The sequence below is a fragment of the Lysobacter sp. Hz25 genome, from assembly GCF_046097045.1.
Lineage (GTDB): Bacteria > Pseudomonadota > Gammaproteobacteria > Xanthomonadales > Xanthomonadaceae > Lysobacter > Lysobacter antibioticus_B.
On the sequence record NZ_CP175666.1, the window covers coordinates 3,297,301 to 3,314,647 of the forward strand.

Here is a 17,347-nt window from a genome sequence, read left to right on the forward strand (position 1 = left end):
CTAAGTAAACTGCCCGGATGGCCCCGAAAGACCGCCCCGGCAGACCCAACCCCCAAATTGGATCGATCTAAATTAACCACAACCTGGGACTGCGTTGCATGACGCGGCGCAGCAATGAGGGTGTGCTAGGGAGACCGCGTACACAGTCGCCGCGACGAGTCGGTAGCCGATACGCCGGTAAGTGATTGTTTTGCCGAGTCTGGCGACAGCCGTGAAGGTGGCACGGCCTCGGCCCGCCCGAATCGAATTTTGCGTGGCGGCATGCCGATGGCATCGCCGCCTGCGCGCGATGCGCGAACCGGGTCGGCCTGCCGGGCCCAGGCCCCTGCCCCTTGTCGGCGATGTCTCGCTCTTGGGTAGGAGCGGCGTAAGCCGCGACCCGAGCTCCGGCTTGCGACGCTGCCCACGGTTCGCGGTCGCGGCTTGTGCCGCTCCTCCGAGGTCCACCGCGTTGCCGTTGCCGTTGCCGTTGCCGTTGCCGTGATGAGCTTGGCGTAGTACCGAACAGAAGCTCCTGCACTTGCTGCTGACTTTGTTGAAGCAAGATCAAACGCCAAGAGCTTCCGCCACTAAAGCGGCGGGTTACTTTCTTTTGTCATAAGCAACAAAAGAAAGTAACCAAAGAAAAATGCTTTTGTTTTGAATCACAGGCCCGCACGTTCGATGCCAACGCAGGGATTTTTCATACGGGACATCCCTGTCCCGATGAAAAACGGCACGCATCCCTGCGTGCCGCCCTCCGGGTCTTTGAATTGCCTTCGCGAGTGCGGGACGACGCACAGCCACAACAAAAGCGAAAGCGAGTCAGGGCCAGGGCCCAGGCTAAGCAGAGCGTAAGAAGGTGCCTGCCGTTGCCGTTGCCGTTGCCGTTGCCGTGAAAGCTTGGCGCAGTACCGAGCTCGCGATAACACCTGGAGACCCGGAGGGCGGCGCACAGGACGTGCGCCGTTTTTCGATAGGACAGGGATGTCCTATCGAAAAATCCCGGCGTCGGCATCGCACTCGTGGCCTGTGCCCTTGCAAGGAAAGCCCTTTTCTTTGGTTAGCTTTCTTTTGGGCCAGCAAAAGAAAGTAACCCGGCCGCGTGAGCGGACGGAAGCTCTAGATTTTGACCTTGACCTAGATCTTGATCTTGCTTCAACGCTTCGCGGCGGCAAGCGACGCAGGCGTGGGTAGCGTGTCGCGGCTTACGCCGCTCCTACACAAGGCTATGTCTAGTAGCGCCGAGAAATTGAGCGCGCGCGGTCGCGGCTTGTGACCGAAGGAAATCCAGAAGGACGCCGCTCCTACCCTGAGAGCGCCGCCACAGCATGCGCTCGCCGTCGCCCCCAAGCGATTACGCACGCAAAGCCTGCACCAGTGCACGCACCCGCTGCTCGTCGCTCTGCTCCCAATCCGCCGACAACCCCGCCAGCGCCTCGTTGCGATAGCGCATCGCCGAGCGTTTCGGCATCTTGGCCGAGGCGTGCAGCTCGCCGACCCCGGCGCGCTGCGCGAGCGCGACGATGTTCTGCACGGTGACGCCGGCACCGGCCATCAAGCTGATGCGCCCGGCTGCCTGCTCCACCAGCGCCGCGATACGGTCGGCGCCGTTCCAGGCGTCGGCAGCACCGCCCGAGGTCAGGATCCGCTCGCAACCCAGAGCGATCGCCGCTTCCAACGCCAGGCCCTGGTCGCGCGCCGCATCGAAGGCGCGATGGAAAGTCACGCCGAGCGATCCGGCCGCGGCGATCAGCTCGCGGCAGATCGCGGCATCGACCTCGCCGTCGGCGTCGAGTGCGCCGATCACTACCCCGTCGCAGCCGAGCCGTACGCAGGCCTCGACGTCGGCGCGCATCGCCGCAAGCTCGGGTTCGTCGTAGAGAAAGTCGCCGCCGCGCGGGCGGATCAACACGTACAAGGGAATGCGCAGGCGCTCGCGGGCAACCGCCAAGGTGCCGTAGGACGGCGTGGTGCCGCCCTCGCCCAGGTTCTCGCACAGCTCGACCCGGTCGGCGCCGCCGGCTTGCGCGGCGAGTGCCGAGCCCAGCGAGTTCGCCGAGATTTCCAGGATGCGCCGGCTCATCGCGCCGCTCACGTCTGTTCGGTCGTGTAGACCGAGCGCGAGTCGAGCAAGGCATCGCGTTTGCCGGCATCGCAAACCGCATAGACGAAACCGCGGTGCAGCGCGTGCGCGCCGACTTCGCCGTGCTTGTTGATCGCCAGGAAACAGACCTGCAAGGTCTTGCTCGCCTGCGGGCGCTTGCGCACCAAGCGGTCGATCGCTTCGCGGCAGGCCTCGTCCGGGCTGCGGCCCTGGCGCATCAACTCGACCACCAGGAAGCTCGCCGCATTACGCAGCATTTCCTCGCCGACGCCGGACGCGGTCGCGGCGCCGACTTCGTTGTCGACGTAGAGCCCCGCACCGACGATCGGGCTGTCGCCGACCCGGCCGTGCAGCTTCCAGGCCATGCCGCTGGTGGTGCAGGCGCCGGCGAGCTTGCCGCTGGCGTCGATGGCGAGGATGCCGAGGGTGTCGTGGTTGCTGCTGTCGCCGGGCTTGGCCGTGTCGAGACGCTCGGCGTTGATCTTCGGTTCGTACTTGGAGGTCTTGCGCCATTCCTGCCAGGCCGCGCGGGCCTTGTCGGTCAGCAGGGCTTGCTTCGGGAAGCCCTGCTCGAGCGCGAACTGCTGCGCGCCGGCGCCGACCAGCAACACGTGCGGCGTGCGCTCCATGACCCGGCGCGCCACGCTGACCGGATGGGCGATGTCTTCGAGTGCGGCGACCGCGCCGCAACGGCCGTCGCCGTCCATGATGCTGGCGTCCAGGGTCAGCACGCCATCGCGGTCGGGGTTGCCGCAGCGGCCGACGGTGCTGTTGCACAGATCCGCTTCGGCCCAGCGTGCGCCGGCCTCGACCGCATCGAGCGCCGAGCCGCCGGCAGCGAGCACCGGCCAGGCGGCCTGGTTGGCGCCGACGCCGAAGTCCCAGGTCGACACCACCCGGGCGCCTGCCACTGTCTTGGGCGCCGCACCGGTCTTGTCGGCGGCGGACGCTAGCGTGGCCAGCGACGGCAAGGCGACGCTGGAAGCGGCCAACAAGGAGCTTTGCAGGAAATTTCGGCGTGAGGTCATTTCGGTTTCGATGCGGGTGCGCGTGGCGCGGATCGCCGACACGCTAGCCGCCGTTGCCGGGCTGCGCAACCGTGTCGCCCCGCCCGGACGCATCTAAACCCGATTACGCATTGCGTAAATTTCGCGCAATGATCCAGCCGCGACGGTCGCCACGATGCTGTGCGGACCGAACCGCTGACGCGGCCGGCCCGCTCGCACGCGGCGCTTTCGGGCCCGACGCAGGCGCTCAGACGTTGCGCGTATGCGGCTGGCTCGGCGCCTGCTCGCCGCCGTGCGGCGTCTGTTGGCGATTCAACGCTTCGTGCTGGTTGATGTTCTGGATCAACTGTTGGCCCAGCAAGCCGCTCGGCAAGGCGCCCTCGACCTTGGCGTACTTCGCGGTGGGATCGCCGAGTTTGCCCTCGACCAGGAAATGGCCCTTGCCGCCGTCCGTCTCCGCCACGATGTGGTCGACCTTCGACAATCCGCCTTTCTGGGCGAGGCCGGCCAGATCGGCGACCTCGCGATGGTGCAGCGCTTCGCGCACCGTGCCGATGCCGTGCAGCTTGAGCAAATGCTTGCCCCCGTCCATGGCTTCGAACATGGAACGCGCCATGTCGAGGTCGGGATCGTCGCCGGGTGCGTAATTGCGCAGACCGCTGTGCTGCTGGGGCTTGAACTCGAACTTCGGCCCCTGCAGTTCCAGGTTCTGCTTCGGCGCCACCAACGACACCACGCCGGTGCTTTGCAGGCTCTGCAAAGGCTCGCCGTCGACCACCAGATTGGTCACCGAAGGGCCGCCCTTGCCGTTGTGGAAGTTCTCGGGGTTGAAGCCGTAGCTCTTGAGCGTGCCCGGGCTCGGCCAGGCCGGGTTCGCGGTGACGCAATCGACGCCGATGGCGTGCGAGACCAGCAAGGCCTGGCCGCCGCCCTTGGAGTGGCCGGTCACCCCGACCAGGCTTGGGCCGAGCGCGGCGCTGACTTCCTTGCCGAGCACCATCGACTGCTCGTGTTGCTCGCTCTTCATGCCGAGCGCCTGGCGGAAATTCGCCGACCAGTCGCCGAGTTTCGCAGTGCCGCGATAATCGAGCACATAGCCTTCCGATTCGGCCGCGGTGCCGGGCTTGCGATACAAAGTCGCGTGCATGCCGCTGGGGTTGTTGTGGAATTTCTCCGGATCCAGATTGAGCTTCTTCAGCGTTTCGTCGTCGACACGCTCCCATTCGCCGGTCTTGCCGGTGCTCTTGGGCTGGTAACCGTCCTGCATGATCGCCGCGGCGCTGGTCGGATCGAGTTTGGGCCGTTGCGGTATGGGTTCGGGCTGCAACGGCGGAGGCTGCGCATTGCGTTGGAAGCGGCTGAAGAAATTGCTGAGAAACCCGGGCGAGGAACCGGAGCCGGTCGGATCGGGAGTCGACATGGAAGGTCTCCTGGGAAGGGGCACGGTCGTCTGTTTGCGCATGCCGTGGGGCACGCCAGGCGCGATGCCCGGGCTTGCCGAGCACCTGCAGTGCTACGAAAAGTAACCGGCGCAGCGGTCATCCAGGCGGACCGAGGTCACACTCGCGGCCGAACGCAGCGCAACGGGCTCCAGACGCAAGCGACGATCTCGACGGCGGAAGCGAAGATGCGCGTGGGCGACGCGGTTCTTCAGGCCAGACCGACTCGGCCGGGGTTCGCCCTCGTCCCGGGCGCTTCGACGACGGCTTCGGCCAGCGCCGCACCGACCAGGATCACCCCGGGCCGGCCGAGGCCCATGCCGATGCGCTCGGCATCGCCAGCCAATCGCTCCAATGTCGTCAACAAGCGGGTTTCGCCGTCCTGGCTCGCGCCCTGCACGATCGCCGCCGGTGTCCGCGCGGGCAGATGCCGCAGCAAGCCGTTCGCGACGTTCGCAATCCGGCTCATGCCCATGTAGATCGCCAGGGTGGTGCCGGTGGCCGCGAGCGCGGCCCAGTCCGGTTCGCCGTGGTCGTGGGTATGCGCGGTGACGAAGGTGATGCCGTGGCAGTGATCGCGATGGGTCAGCGACACGCCCAGGCTCGCCGCGGCGGCGAAACCGGCGCTGATGCCGTTGACGATGCGCACCTCGATGCCGGCGCGTCGCAGGAAATCGATCTCTTCGCCGGCGCGGCCGAACAACAGCGCATCGCCGCCCTTGACCCGCACCACCCGCTGCCCTTGCAGTGCATAACGGCGCATCAAGCGGCAGATGAAAGCTTGCGGCGTCGAGCGGCAACCGCCGCGCTTGCCGACGCGGATCACCCGCGCCAGCGGCGCCAGTTCGACGATGCGCGGGTCGACCAATTCGTCGAGCAGCACCACCTCGGCGGCGGCGAGCGCTTTCGCCGCCTTGATCGTCAGCAGCTCCAGGTCGCCGGGGCCGGCCGACAGCAACACCACTTCGCTCGGCGCGCGCCGGAACGAGTCGGAAACGATGCGATCCATGATGACTCCGTAGTGATGGCCCGGGGATTCGTGATCACGCTTGCGCTGCGAGGCGGCACAGTTGGTTCAATTGCGGCCCGCAGGAGCCGCAGACGGTGCCGCAGCCCAGGCGCTGTTTGAGCTCGGCGACGCCGGCGCCGCGCGCGATCTCGGCCCGGATGCTCGACTCGCGGATCTGCAGGCAGTTGCACACCACCGCATCGCGCGCGCCGCCACCGCCGGACTGCGCGAACACCGCCAGGCGCGAGCCGCTCCAAGGCCGCCCGGACAGGGCCGAATCGAGCAAGTGCTCGCCGGCGCCGTGGCGCTGCGCATCGGTCAACAGCAGGCCGTCGATGCGGTTGTCGTCGCAATCGGCGCGCCACGACACCCGCTTCAACAGGCCGCGGCGCGCGTCGCGGTACTCCAAGGTGTCGCGGCCGGCATGCAACTGCAGCGCCTCTCCTAGAGCATCCAACCACTCGCTCGACGGAGCGCTCTCGCAGGCGGCGCGCAGCACCAGCCAGGCGGAATCGTCGACGCCCTCGCCATCGCGCCCGTCGACCCGGCCATCGGCGCTCAGGGTGATCGCAGCGAAACCGCAATCCTTGAGCAGCGGCTGCACCGCCGCCTGCAGGCTCAAGGCATCGCCGCGCCGCGCCGCGAGCAGATGCCAGGCGAATTCGGCTTTCTCTATCCGCACCGCTGCATGCTTGAGCTCCGGCTGCAGCGAACGCGCATCCACCGCCGGCTGACTGACCTCGTTGATGCCGCCGCTGGACAGGAACTGCCCGCTCCAGTGCATCGCCGCGAACACCGTGCCGGAGGCGACCTCGTCGGAGAGCTCCAGCGGCAACACCAGTTCGCCGCGCTTGCTGATCACTTTGACCAGATCGCCGTGCGCGAGCCCGCGCCGCGCCGCATCCTGCGGCTGCATGCGCAGGCCCGGTTCGGGGCTGTGCGCGAACGAGCCCGGCACTCTTCCGCTGCGCGACATGCCGTGCCATTGATCGCGCAGGCGGCCGGTCAATAGGCGCAGCGGAAAACGCGCCGAGGTCGCTTCGGCCACCGGCCGATACGGCGTGGGGTGAAAGCGTGCGCGGCCATCGGCGGTAGCGAACACGCCGTCGCCGTAGCGCCGCGCCTGCCCCTGTGCGGCGCCGGCCGGGAACGGCCATTGCTGCGGCCCCTGGCTGTCCAGGCGTGCGTAGTCGAGCCCGCCGATGTCGTGGTCGCGACCGACGGTGAGGCGGCGATGCTCGTCGAAGATCTGCGCAGGCCCATCGAACGCGAACAACGGTGCGACGCCGGGCGGCCCGAGGCGCGCTTCCAGGCGACGCGCCACTTCGTTGGCGATCCACCAGTCCGGCCTGGCCTGGCCGGGCGCCGGCACCGCCGCACGCACCCGCGAGATACGCCGTTCTGAGTTGGTCACCGAGCCGTCTTTTTCGCCCCAGCTCGTCGCCGGCAGCAGCACGTCGGCATAGGGCACGGTGTCGGTGTTGCGGAACGCTTCCTGCACGATCACGTACTCGGCCTGGTGCAGCGCTTCGCGCACCTGGCCGATGTCGGGCATGGAATGCACGGGATTGGTGCAGGCGATCCACACCGCCTTGACCCGGCCGCTGCGCAAGGCCTCGAACAAGGCCACCGCCGCCAGACCGGGCTTGGCCGACAGACTGTGCCCGGGCAGCCCCCACAGGTGTTCGAGTTCGGCGCGGTCGGCGGCGTTGCCGATCTCGCGATGCGCGGCGAGCATGGTCGCCATGCCGCCGACTTCGCGTCCGCCCATCGCATTGGGCTGGCCGGTCAGGGAGAACGGCCCCGCGCCGGGTTTGCCGATCTGGCCGGTGGCCAGATGCAGATGGATCAGGGCCAGATTCTTGTCGGTGCCGTGCGCGGACTGATTGAGGCCCATGCAGTACAGCGACAACGCCGCGGCGTCGCGGCCGAACCAGTCCGCGGCCTGGATCAGGTCGGCGACCGGGATGCCGCACAACTCCGCGGCCATGCGCGGAGTGTAGTCGCGCAGCAGTTGCTTGAGTTCGGCATAGCCGACGGTGTGTTCGGCGATGAACGCCGCATCGACCCGCCCTTCCCAGATCAAGTGGTGCAGCATGCCGTTGAACAGCGCCACATCGGTGCCGGGCTGGATCTGCAGATGCAGGTCGGCCATCGCCGCGGTGTCGGTGCGGCGCGGGTCGATCACGATCCAGCGCACCTCGGGATCGCGCTCGCGTGCGGCTTCCAGGCGCCGGAACAACACCGGGTGCGCATAGGCCATGTTGCTGCCGGCGAACAGCACGGTCTTGGCGAGTTCCAGGTCTTCGTAACAGGTCGGCGGGCCGTCGGCGCCGAGCGCCAGCTTGTAACCGGCGACCGCGCTCGACATGCACAGACGCGAGTTGGTGTCGATGTTGTTGGTGCCGAGCAGGCCCTTGGCGAGCTTGTTGAAGACGTAGTAATCCTCGGTCAACAACTGCCCGGAGATATAGAACGCCACCGCGTCCGGGCCGTGCTGCTGGACGATGCCGGCCAGGCGGTCGGCCACCGTATCCAGCGCCAGCGCCCAATCCACCGGGCGGCGCGGCTCCTGCCGCAGGTGGCGCAGCTCCGGCGCCAACAGCCGCCCGCTCAGGCTGCTCGCGGTCTGCGCCAGGCTGCGGCCCTTGGTGCACAGCCGGCCTTGGTTGGCCGGATGCTCGGGGTCGCCTTCGATGCCGACGATGCGGCTGCCGTCGGGGCCGTGTTCGGCATCGATCAACACCCCGCAGCCCACCCCGCAGTAACAGCAGATCGAACGCGTGCGCGTGCGCCGCGGCTCAGGCGCCGATGCCGGCGCCGTGTCGATCTCCTCGCGCAGCGCCAGATCTTCCATCAAGCCTCGCTCCGCGCGACGCCGTCGAGCGACAGCCACACCTCGTCGCCGTCGATGCGCACCGGAAACTTGCGCGCGCACCCCACGTCGGGCGCGCAGGCTTCGCCGCTGGCCAGGGCGATATTCCAACCGTGCAGCGGACAGGTGACGCTGTCGCCGGCGACGATGCCCTGCGACAGCGGCCCGCCCTTGTGCGGGCAGCGGTCGACCATCGCGAACACGCGGTCGCCGGCGGTGCGGAACAAGGCGATGTTGTCGGCTCCAGCCATTTCCAACACGCGCGCGCCCAATACCGGGATGTCGTCGAGCCGGCAGACCCGCAGCCAGGAGGCAGTCGATTGCATGGCTCAGGCCTCCGCGTCGACGAGTGTGGCGGGAATGCGCAGCGGCTGGAACTCGCGCGGGCGCGCCCCGGCGATGCGCGCGGCCCAGGGGTCCGGCAAGCCTTCCAGCGCGTACAGCAGGCGCTCGAACAAGGCCTTGCGGTTAGCGGCGTCCTCGACCACGCGCTGGACGATGTAGTCCATGCCGACGCGGGCGATGTAGTGCACGGTGCGGTCGAGGTAATAGGCCTCTTCGCGGTACAACTGCAGGAAGGCGCCGGTGTATTCGCGCACCTCTTCGCTGGTCTTGACCTTGACCAGGAAGCGCGCGACCTCGGTCTTGATGCCGCCGTTGCCGCCGATGTGGATTTCCCAGCCCGAGTCCACGGCGATAATGCCGACGTCCTTGATTCCGGATTCGGCGCAGTTGCGCGGGCAGCCCGACACCGCCAGCTTGACCTTGTGCGGGCTCCACATGTTGGCCAGCATGGTCTCCAGGTCGATGCCCATCTGCGTGCTGTTCTGGGTGCCGAAGCGGCAGAACTCGCTGCCGACGCAGGTCTTCACCGTGCGGATCGACTTGCCGTAGGCGTGGCCGGAGTTCATGCCGAGGTCTTTCCACACATCGACCAGGTCTTCTTTCTTGATGCCCAGCAGGTCGATGCGCTGGCCGCCGGTGACCTTCAACATCGGCACCGCGTATTTGTCGGCGACGTCGGCGATGCGGCGCAGTTCGCCGGCATTGGTCACCCCGCCCTTCATCTGCGGGATCACCGAGAAGGTGCCGTCCTTCTGGATATTGGCGTGGGCGCGTTCGTTGATGAAGCGCGACTGCGGGTCGTCGACCGCTTCGCGCGGCCAGGTCGACAGCAGGTAATAGTTGATCGCCGGCCGGCAGGTCGCACAGCCGTTCGGCGTGCGCCATTCCAGGAAGGCGTAGGCCGCGGCATGGGTGTACAGGCGATGCTCGCGAATCGCCTTGCGCACGTCGCCGTGGCTGTGGTCGGTGCAGGCGCACACCGCCTTGGTCTTCGGCGTTTCCTGGAAGTTCGAGCCCAGGCAGTTCATCAGGATCTGCTCGACCAGGCTCGTGCAGGAGCCGCAGGAACTCGCCGCCTTGGTCTGCTTCTTGACCTCGTCGACGGTGAACAAACCCTGCTCGTTGATCGCCTTGACGATGCTGCCCTTGCACACGCCGTTGCAGCCGCAGACTTCGTCGCGGTCGGTCATCGCGCCGGCGCGATTCTGCCCGGCGGTGCCGGAATCGCCGAGCGCTTTCTCGCCGAACATCAGCTGGTCGCGGCGGTCGTCGATGCGGCTGCCGTCCTTGAGCAGCTTGAAGTACCAACCGCCGTCGTTGGTATCGCCGTACAGACAGGCGCCGATCAAACGGTCGTCCTTGATCACCAGCTTCTTGTAGACCCCGCCGGCCGGGTCGGACAGGACGATCTCCTCGCTGCCGTCGCCGCCCATGAAATTACCGGCCGAGAACAGGTCGATGCCGGTGACCTTGAGCTTGGTCGAGGACACCGAGCCGCTGTAGATGCCGATGCCATAGTTGGCCAGGTGATTGGCGCAGACCTTGGCCTGCTCGAACAAGGGCGCGACCAGACCGTAAGCGATGCCGCGATGGCTGACGCATTCGCCCACGGCGTACACGCGCGGGTCGAAGGTCTGCAGCGAGTCGTTGACGACGATGCCGCGCGCACAGTGGATGCCCGAAGCCTGGGCCAGCTGGATGTTCGGGCGGATGCCGACCGCCATCACCACCAGGTCGGCGGGCTCTTCGCTGCCGTCGGAGAAGCGCACCGCGGTCACTTCGCCCTGCTCGTTGCCCACTAATTCGTGGGTCGAGGTGTTGAGGCGGAACTTCAGACCGCGCTCGGTCAGCGACTTCTCCAGCAATTGCCCGGCGACCGGGTCGAGCTGGCGCTCCAGCAGCCAGCCGGCCAGATGCACCACCGTCACCTCCATACCGCGCTGCTTGAGGCCGTTGGCGGCTTCCAGCCCGAGCAGACCGCCGCCGATGACCACCGCATGCCGCTTCACCTTGGCGGTATCGATCATCGCCTGGGTGTCGTGGATGTCGCGGTAACCGATCACGCCTTTGAGGTCCTTGCCCGGCACCGGCAGCACGATCGGCAGCGAGCCGGTGGCGATAAGCAGGCGGTCGTACTCGGCCTCGGTGCCGTCGGCGGCGATGACCCGACGCCGCACCCGATCGATGCGGCTGACTTCCTTGCCCAGATGCAGACGGATGCCGTGCTCGGCGTACCACGCCAGCGAATTCAGCACGATGTCGTCGAAGGCCTGCTCGCCGGCCAGCACCGGCGACAACAGGATGCGGTTGTAGTTCGGGTGCGGCTCGGCGCCGAACACGGTGATCTCGTACATGTCCGGGACCAGCTTCAACAGCTCTTCGAGCGTGCGTGCGCCCGCCATGCCGTTGCCGACCACCACCAATCTGGGTTTCTTCATGAGTTCGCTCCGGGGCTGGTTCAGACGCGTGCGGCGCTGAGCGCCGCCCAACGGTGGCGCCACTGATGGCGCAGGCTCGCCAACAAGCCCCAAGCCAGCGCCGCGCAAGCGGCGAACAGCCACAGACCCAGCGCATAACTGCCGGTGTGCTGCTTCAGCACGCCCATGCCGGCGGCGAGCAGGAAACCACCGATGCCGCCGGCCATGCCGATCAAGCCGGTCATCAGGCCGATGTCGGCGCCGAAGCGTTGCGGCACGAGTTGGAAGACCGCGCCGTTGCCGGCCCCGAGACACAGCAGGGTCAGCACGAACAAGGCCACGGTCGCGACCGGGCCGCCGATGCCGAGCGCGGCAACCGCGACGAGCGTCGCCACCGCGAGATACACCGCAAGCAAGGTGCGGGTACCGCCGATGCGGTCGGCGATCGCACCGCCAAGCGGCCGCATCACCGAGCCGGCGAGCACGCAGGCCGCGGTCGCCCAACCGGCGATCTTCGGCTCGAAGCCGAACTGGTCGTGGAAATAACCCGGCAGGGCGCTGGCGAAACCGGCGAAACCGCCGAAGGTGATCGCGTAGAACAGCATGAACCACCACGAGTCGCGGTTGCCGATCAGCACCCGGCCGTAATCGGCCCAGTGCTTGCTCGGCGTGTCGACCGGCGCGTCCTTGGCGCACACCGCGAACACCGCCAGCACCAGCACCAGCGGAATGCAGGCCAGGCCGAATACGTTCTGATAGCCGAACGCGGCCGCCAACGCCGGTGCGAACAAGGCCGCGAGCACCGTGCCCGAGTTGCCGGCGCCGGCGATGCCCATCGCCGTGCCCTGATGCTCGGGCGGGTACCAACGCGAGGCCAGCGGCAAGGCGACCGCGAACGAGGCCCCGGCGACGCCGAGCATCAAACCGAGCAACAAGGCCTGGGCGAAACTGTCGACGCCGAGCCACCACGCCGCCAACAGGGCCGCGATCACCACCGCCTGCGCCATCAAGCCGGCGCGCTTGGCGCCGACGCGGTCGGCGAACATCCCCAGGAACAAGCGCAGCACCGCACCGCACAGAATCGGCGCGGCCACCATCAAGGCCCGCTGTTGGGTGTCCAGATGCAGCGCCTGGGCGATCTGCACCTGCATCGGCCCGAGCAGGTACCAGACCATGAAGCTCAAATCGAAATACAGAAAAGCCGACAACAGCGTGGGCGTATGCCCGGCCCGCCAGAAGGATCGATCCATCCGCGCAATCTCCGAACGGGGCCGCGGCGGACGCCCGATCCAGGCGTCCCGCAGCGGCCGTGAGGGGGAGAAACGAAAACGGCGCCTTCCCGGTTCGCACCGGAAAGACGCCGTTGTCTTCGACAGGCCGGACCGCCGTTGGCCCGTCTGCCGGAATCAGGTTGTCGCGGATGCGCCGTTGCACCCGTCTACTAGGCTACGCAATAGCCGTGCCAACTATGCGCATCGAAGCGAACGAGCTGGGTTCGTCACGATTTCAATCACTTGGGTGAGCGACGCGGATGCGCGCTCGGTGCCTGGGGAGCGTCGCGCTCCAAAATCGAGCGGGCTTGCACCATGTTTGTGCAACGCAGCATCAGGATGTGCCGGCTCAGCTGCTCTGTGGCTGTAGCTCTGGCCGTAGTTCTGGCTGTGGTTCTAGCTGTAGCTCTGGCCGTAGGTCTCGCTGTGGCTCTGGCTGTGGCTCTCGCTTTACCCGTCAAGTGGAGACCCGGAGGGCGGCGCACAGGACGTGCGCCGTTTTTCGATAGGACAGGGATGTCCTATCGAAAAATCCCGGCGACAGCATCGCACTCGTGGCCTGTGCCCTTGCAAGGAAAGCCCTTTTCTTTGGTTAGCTTTCTTTTGGGCCAGCAAAAGAAAGTAACCCGGCCGCGTCAGCGGACGGAAGCTCTGCTCTTGCCTGTGGCTTCTTGATCAACAAGATCAAACACCTAAAGCTTCCGCCACTAAAGCGGCGGGTTACTTTCTTTTGTCATAAGCAACAAAAGAAAGGTAACCAAAGAAAAATGCTTTTCTTTGAATCAAGAGCCCGCACGAGCGGTGCATCCGCGGGGATTTTTCATACGGGACATCCCTGTCCCGATGAAAAACGGCCCGCATCCATGCGGGCCGCCCTCCGGGTCTCCGATTGCCTTCGCTAGTGCTCGGCGACGCACAGCAACAGCAACAGCACAGGCACAGGCACAGGCACAGGCACAGGCAACAGCAACGGCAACGGCAACGGCAAAGGCAAAGGCAAAGGCAATGCCAGCAGCAGCGGGACTCGGGGTAAAAGCACCCTCCTCCCGACTAGCGCGTCGACTACACAACAAGCGCCTCAAGCCGCTGCGACTTCCTCGCATACCGACCGCGCCGCACGCTCCAGCGCTTTCAGACAATTGTCGTGCAGCATGGAGACGTGTTGCTCGCTCATGGTTTCGCTGTGCACGATCAAGGTCACCTGAGTGCCTACGCCCAGCCCCGAGAAAACGGTGCTGTGTATGACCTTCGTGCTGGGCGCTTCCGCTTGCGGCCTTGCCTGTTCGATGCTCGGCGCTGCCGGAACGACCGTATTACGACCGACGATTTGGATACTCATGCGAACCTTCCGCTGACGGATCATCTGTAGCTCGATTGACTAGTCGCGATTCCGTTCGCAGGCCCTGGAGAAACCGTGTCGCCGATAGCAAGCCGAAGCCTGTGCAAGCGATACCTCCAATGGCTGGCACACTTCCTTATGCCCTTGCCCGACTTCGCAGGCTTCGTGGCCATGCTAGGTCTCAAACCCAGCTTGCAAAATAAAACGTGATGTAGTACGCAATTCGCTTATGAAAATATCAACTCTAGTAAAGTCGGCACACTCAAAGCAGTGCGTCCTTGTGAACTTCGGCACACATAGATATGCCAAGCAAACCATTTACTTGTGCTCGCTAAGGGAATGTAGCTGCGCTGCGGCATTGAGCCGAAGACTGCGCATCGGTCATGCGTGATCGCTCGACAGCGGCTCGCCTCCGCGCGTCTGTGTCGCGGTTGGAATCAACCGCAAGCAGCCGTCGAACAGACGACGAAGCCGCGCCGAATGCGATCGGCGCGGCTTCAGCGTGATCCAGCGAAAGTTCGATCACGACAGCCAGAACAGATCGTTTACTCAGCCGACGACACTGGCAGGAAACGAGAACGCGTCCCTCGCCTCACCCGGTCCGGGTATAGCGCATCACCCAGTTGGTCTCCCAGCTCGCACCGCCGTCGGGCGAAAACGCCTGCTCCCACTGCATACGGCTGTCGCTGAGGTGGGTGAACACACCGCGCACTCGTACCGGCTTGCCATCGTGGAGGTCCTCGGAGAAGAACGTACCGACACGGCCTTCGAATCGTCCGATGCCCGGCGTGTCGATCTTTACCGGGTTGCGGCCGTCCAGCCACCAATCGGCCCAGGTCTGGCTGTTGGCGTCGAACGCGCGCAGGCCCATGCCGCGATACACGCCGCCGGCGCGATAAGACACGCTGTCGTTGATATTGGCCACACCTCCGAGCAGGGACTGGCAACGGGTGCTGCCGTCGAATTCCTCCCAGTCGTTATTGCCCGCCAGCCGCTTCTTGAGGCGGCGATGTTTGACGTCCCAACTGCCGAGAAAGAAATCGAAGTCGCGCTCGGCACCGGCGCGGCCTGCATCCTCCTTCGTGGCTTTATCGGCGCCGACAGCGGTGCCGAGCAACATCAAGCCGGGAACCGCCGCGAGCGACCATTGCAGCAGCCGTCGGCGATCGATCGAGTCGGTCATAGGCGTTGTCATCGGGTTCGTGAAGAAACCTGGCTACGGGATCGCGCCGGCTCAGTCGGCGGCGGCAGTCTTGGCATCGACGCGAATGAAATCGGTGACCCAGTTGAGCTCCCAGGTCTTGCCGTCGTCGGTCGAGAACGCCTGCTCCCAACGCGGCGCGTCCGGGCTGGGTTGCGACCAGGTCACCCGCACCAGCACCGGTTTGCCTTGCATCGTGTCCTTGGCGAAGAAACGCCCGAGGCCCCGCTCGAAGCGCCCCTTGTTCGGTGGGCTCAGGTCGTCGCCGGGATTGCGCCCGTCGAGCCACCACACCGTCCATTGCCCGGTCTTCGCGTCGTAGGCGCGCAGGCTGACACCGCGATAGGCACCACCGGGCATATTGAAGACGTTGTCGCCGGTGTTGCCCCACCCGTCCATCAACGGGCGCTGGCTGAAACTGCCGTCGAACTCGATCCATTCGCTGCTGCCGACGAAGCGTTGCTTGAGCCGCCGGTGCTTGGTCTTCCAATGGCCGTTCAAGAAATCGAAATCGCGCAGGCCGGACAGATCGGCCGGCTTCGTCGTCTTGGGTGTGTCCTGCGTCGCCATCGCCACCGGGGCCATGACCATTGCCGCCGCCAATAGCGCGGCGCCGAGCGCGTAGCCGATCTGCTTCATCCGACCGTCCTCCTGTGCCTGCCGGAAAAGTAGCGGCGCCGCGAAGGACGAAACAGGGCCATTAAGGCGGGAGCTGCGAGGCCAGTCGGGGGCTCGCCCGCCATCCCGACGCGTGGCGAAGATGCGACCTCTGCGCCTGCGTAACGAAAGGCGGTAAGGGTCACCCTTTCAAACCGTGCGATGCTGGATCGTGCAAGCTTCAACCGATGTCATCCGGGGTGGGAGCAAGGCATGCAGACGAGTCCGGCGGCGCTCTTGGTCGGCGAATCCTTCTCGCCGTGGACGCAGAAGGCGCGCTGGGCGCTGGAGCACTGCGGCCTGCCTTTCGGCTATCGCGAGTACACCCCCACCCTCAGCGAACCTTGGCTGCGCTGGCGGATGCGGCAATGGTCCGGTGCGGTCTCGGTGCCGGTGCTGCTGACCGATGCGCAGGTCGTACGCGGGTCCTGGGACATCGCCCGCCATGCCGATGCCCAGGCCGGCGACGGCCGCCTCGGCGATTTCGCCGCGATCGCGGCCTGGAATGAACTCAGCGAGGCCGCGCTCGCCGAAATCCGCACCCGCGTCGTGCGCGGCGTGCTCGCCAGCCCTCCTGCCCTCGACGAAGCCCTGGCCGGCCTGCTGCCTGCGCCCTTGCGCCCGCCGCTGCGCTTCGTCGCCCGCGATGCCGCGCGCCGGCTCGACAGGAAATACCAGCACCTGCTCGTCCCCGGCGCCTTGCGTCGCGCACTCGAACGACTGCGCGAGGGCCTGGATCGCTCCGGCAGCGGTTATCTGTTCGAGCGCTTCGGCTACGCCGACATCGCGATGGCGGTCGTGCTCGAAGGCATCGCCCCCATCGCCCGTACCGAGCCGCCGCTCGGCCCGGCCCACCGCCGCTGCTGGAGCGACCCGCAACTCGCGCAGGAATTCAGCGATCTGCTGGATTGGCGGGCGTCTCTGGCGCGTTCGCGGACGACGTCCTACTCGCAGTTGTCCGCGGCTGCCGATTGACCGCGCCAGCGCCGAGCTGAACATCCAAATCCGGCCATCGTCCTGTCCGGGCCACGCCTGCGAACGCCGGATACGACGGGAGCCCCCCGTTCACCCCTTCGCGCCCAGGGATGCCAAAATGGCCCACCCACGACTTTCCAGCGGCTGCCCCGGCCTCGCGCCCGGCGGCGCCTGCAGCACGAAAGACCCCGAACCCGACTCGCGCTACGCCTGAGCCCGCAACAGGCGCGACGCCATGGAACACCGATGATCAACAACGACGTACTGCGCAGCATCCGCTACATGCTCGACCTCAGCGACCTCAAGGTCGTCGAGATCGCCAAGCTGGCCGACCCGAACCTGGCCCTGGAAAAGGCCGACGTCCTGGCGTTCCTCAAGAAGGAGGACGAGGAAGGCTATGCCGAGTGCAGCAACCTGGTGCTCGCGCATTTTCTCGACGGCCTGGTGTTCCACTACCGCGGCCGCGACGAAAGCCAGCCGCAGCGCCCGGTGGAAAAACGCGTCACCAACAACGTGGTGTTGAAGAAACTGCGGGTCGCCTTCGAACTGAAAGACGTCGACATGCACCAGGCCTTCCAGGATGCCGGCTTCCCGATTTCCAAGCCCGAGCTGACGGCCTTGTTCCGCCAGGCCGACCACAAGAATTTCCGCCTCTGCGGCGATCAGCTGCTGCGCAATTTCCTCAAGGGCCTGACCCTGCGCGTGCGCGGCGGCGGCTGAGGCCGA

The 17,347-nt window shown here is 66.2% G+C and carries 13 protein-coding genes; 2 read left to right on the forward strand and 11 right to left on the reverse strand.

The window, feature by feature from the left end:
* Positions 1 to 1,336: 1,336 nt before the first annotated feature.
* The 11 genes from ACKN61_RS13480 to ACKN61_RS13530 form a co-directional block, all read right to left on the reverse strand.
* Positions 1,337 to 2,065, reverse strand: coding sequence for a copper homeostasis protein CutC (locus tag ACKN61_RS13480; protein WP_408949974.1), 729 nt, complete (start codon positions 2,063 to 2,065; stop codon positions 1,337 to 1,339).
* 8 nt (positions 2,066 to 2,073) lie between these two features.
* Entirely contained in the window at positions 2,074 to 3,114 is a 1,041-nt protein-coding gene (locus ACKN61_RS13485; protein WP_408949975.1) for a N(4)-(beta-N-acetylglucosaminyl)-L-asparaginase, read from the reverse strand.
* Positions 3,115 to 3,340: 226 nt separating this feature from the next.
* Positions 3,341 to 4,513, reverse strand: a complete 1,173-nt coding sequence (locus ACKN61_RS13490) for an XVIPCD domain-containing protein (RefSeq protein ID WP_408949976.1) — start codon at positions 4,511 to 4,513, stop codon at positions 3,341 to 3,343.
* Between the two features lie 230 nt (positions 4,514 to 4,743).
* Entirely contained in the window at positions 4,744 to 5,496 is a 753-nt protein-coding gene (gene cobA, locus ACKN61_RS13495; protein ID WP_408953824.1) for a uroporphyrinogen-III C-methyltransferase, read from the reverse strand.
* Between the two features lie 79 nt (positions 5,497 to 5,575).
* Positions 5,576 to 8,398: a molybdopterin-dependent oxidoreductase gene (locus ACKN61_RS13500; RefSeq protein WP_408949977.1), complete on the reverse strand. Its 2,823-nt coding sequence runs from the start codon at positions 8,396 to 8,398 to the stop codon at positions 5,576 to 5,578.
* Complete coding sequence (gene nirD, locus ACKN61_RS13505) at positions 8,398 to 8,742, reverse strand: nitrite reductase small subunit NirD (protein ID WP_408949978.1); 345 nt, start codon at positions 8,740 to 8,742, stop codon at positions 8,398 to 8,400. The genes ACKN61_RS13500 and nirD overlap by 1 nt, the downstream gene beginning before the upstream one ends.
* Positions 8,743 to 8,745: 3 nt before the next feature.
* Positions 8,746 to 11,163, reverse strand: a complete 2,418-nt coding sequence (nirB, locus tag ACKN61_RS13510) for a nitrite reductase large subunit NirB (protein WP_408953825.1) — start codon at positions 11,161 to 11,163, stop codon at positions 8,746 to 8,748.
* A gap of 56 nt (positions 11,164 to 11,219) precedes the next feature.
* Complete coding sequence (locus tag ACKN61_RS13515) at positions 11,220 to 12,389, reverse strand: nitrate/nitrite transporter (RefSeq protein ID WP_408953826.1); 1,170 nt, start codon at positions 12,387 to 12,389, stop codon at positions 11,220 to 11,222.
* Positions 12,390 to 13,527: 1,138 nt separating this feature from the next.
* Positions 13,528 to 13,788, reverse strand: coding sequence for a hypothetical protein (locus tag ACKN61_RS13520; RefSeq protein ID WP_408949979.1), 261 nt, complete (start codon positions 13,786 to 13,788; stop codon positions 13,528 to 13,530).
* Positions 13,789 to 14,380: 592 nt separating this feature from the next.
* The gene (locus ACKN61_RS13525; RefSeq protein WP_408949980.1) at positions 14,381 to 14,971 is read right to left on the reverse strand and encodes a hypothetical protein; all 591 of its coding nucleotides are present in this window, start codon (positions 14,969 to 14,971) and stop codon (positions 14,381 to 14,383) included.
* A gap of 51 nt (positions 14,972 to 15,022) precedes the next feature.
* Positions 15,023 to 15,628 carry a hypothetical protein gene (locus tag ACKN61_RS13530; RefSeq protein WP_408949981.1) on the reverse strand — a complete coding sequence of 202 codons (606 nt, stop codon included), beginning with the start codon at positions 15,626 to 15,628 and terminating at the stop codon, positions 15,023 to 15,025.
* 231 nt (positions 15,629 to 15,859) lie between these two features.
* Between ACKN61_RS13530 and ACKN61_RS13535 the strand changes: the two genes are divergently transcribed.
* A complete protein-coding gene (locus ACKN61_RS13535) occupies positions 15,860 to 16,621 on the forward strand; it encodes a glutathione S-transferase N-terminal domain-containing protein (protein WP_408949982.1) in 762 nt (253 codons plus the stop codon).
* A 246-nt stretch (positions 16,622 to 16,867) separates the two neighbouring features.
* Entirely contained in the window at positions 16,868 to 17,341 is a 474-nt protein-coding gene (locus tag ACKN61_RS13540) for a DUF1456 family protein (protein WP_408949983.1), read from the forward strand.
* Positions 17,342 to 17,347 lie beyond the last annotated feature (6 nt).

Coding starts and splice junctions, on each gene's coding strand:
- ACKN61_RS13540 (WP_408949983.1), top strand. CDS start 16,868: ATGATCAACAACGACGTACTGCGCAGCATCCGCTACATGCTCGACCTC.
- ACKN61_RS13520 (WP_408949979.1), bottom strand. CDS start 13,788: ATGAGTATCCAAATCGTCGGTCGTAATACGGTCGTTCCGGCAGCGCCG.
- ACKN61_RS13530 (WP_408949981.1), bottom strand. CDS start 15,628: ATGAAGCAGATCGGCTACGCGCTCGGCGCCGCGCTATTGGCGGCGGCA.
- ACKN61_RS13490 (WP_408949976.1), bottom strand. CDS start 4,513: ATGTCGACTCCCGATCCGACCGGCTCCGGTTCCTCGCCCGGGTTTCTC.
- nirD (WP_408949978.1), bottom strand. CDS start 8,742: ATGCAATCGACTGCCTCCTGGCTGCGGGTCTGCCGGCTCGACGACATC.
- ACKN61_RS13485 (WP_408949975.1), bottom strand. CDS start 3,114: ATGACCTCACGCCGAAATTTCCTGCAAAGCTCCTTGTTGGCCGCTTCC.
- ACKN61_RS13535 (WP_408949982.1), top strand. CDS start 15,860: ATGCAGACGAGTCCGGCGGCGCTCTTGGTCGGCGAATCCTTCTCGCCG.
- nirB (WP_408953825.1), bottom strand. CDS start 11,163: ATGGCGGGCGCACGCACGCTCGAAGAGCTGTTGAAGCTGGTCCCGGAC.
- ACKN61_RS13480 (WP_408949974.1), bottom strand. CDS start 2,065: ATGAGCCGGCGCATCCTGGAAATCTCGGCGAACTCGCTGGGCTCGGCA.
- ACKN61_RS13525 (WP_408949980.1), bottom strand. CDS start 14,971: ATGACCGACTCGATCGATCGCCGACGGCTGCTGCAATGGTCGCTCGCG.
- ACKN61_RS13500 (WP_408949977.1), bottom strand. CDS start 8,398: ATGGAAGATCTGGCGCTGCGCGAGGAGATCGACACGGCGCCGGCATCG.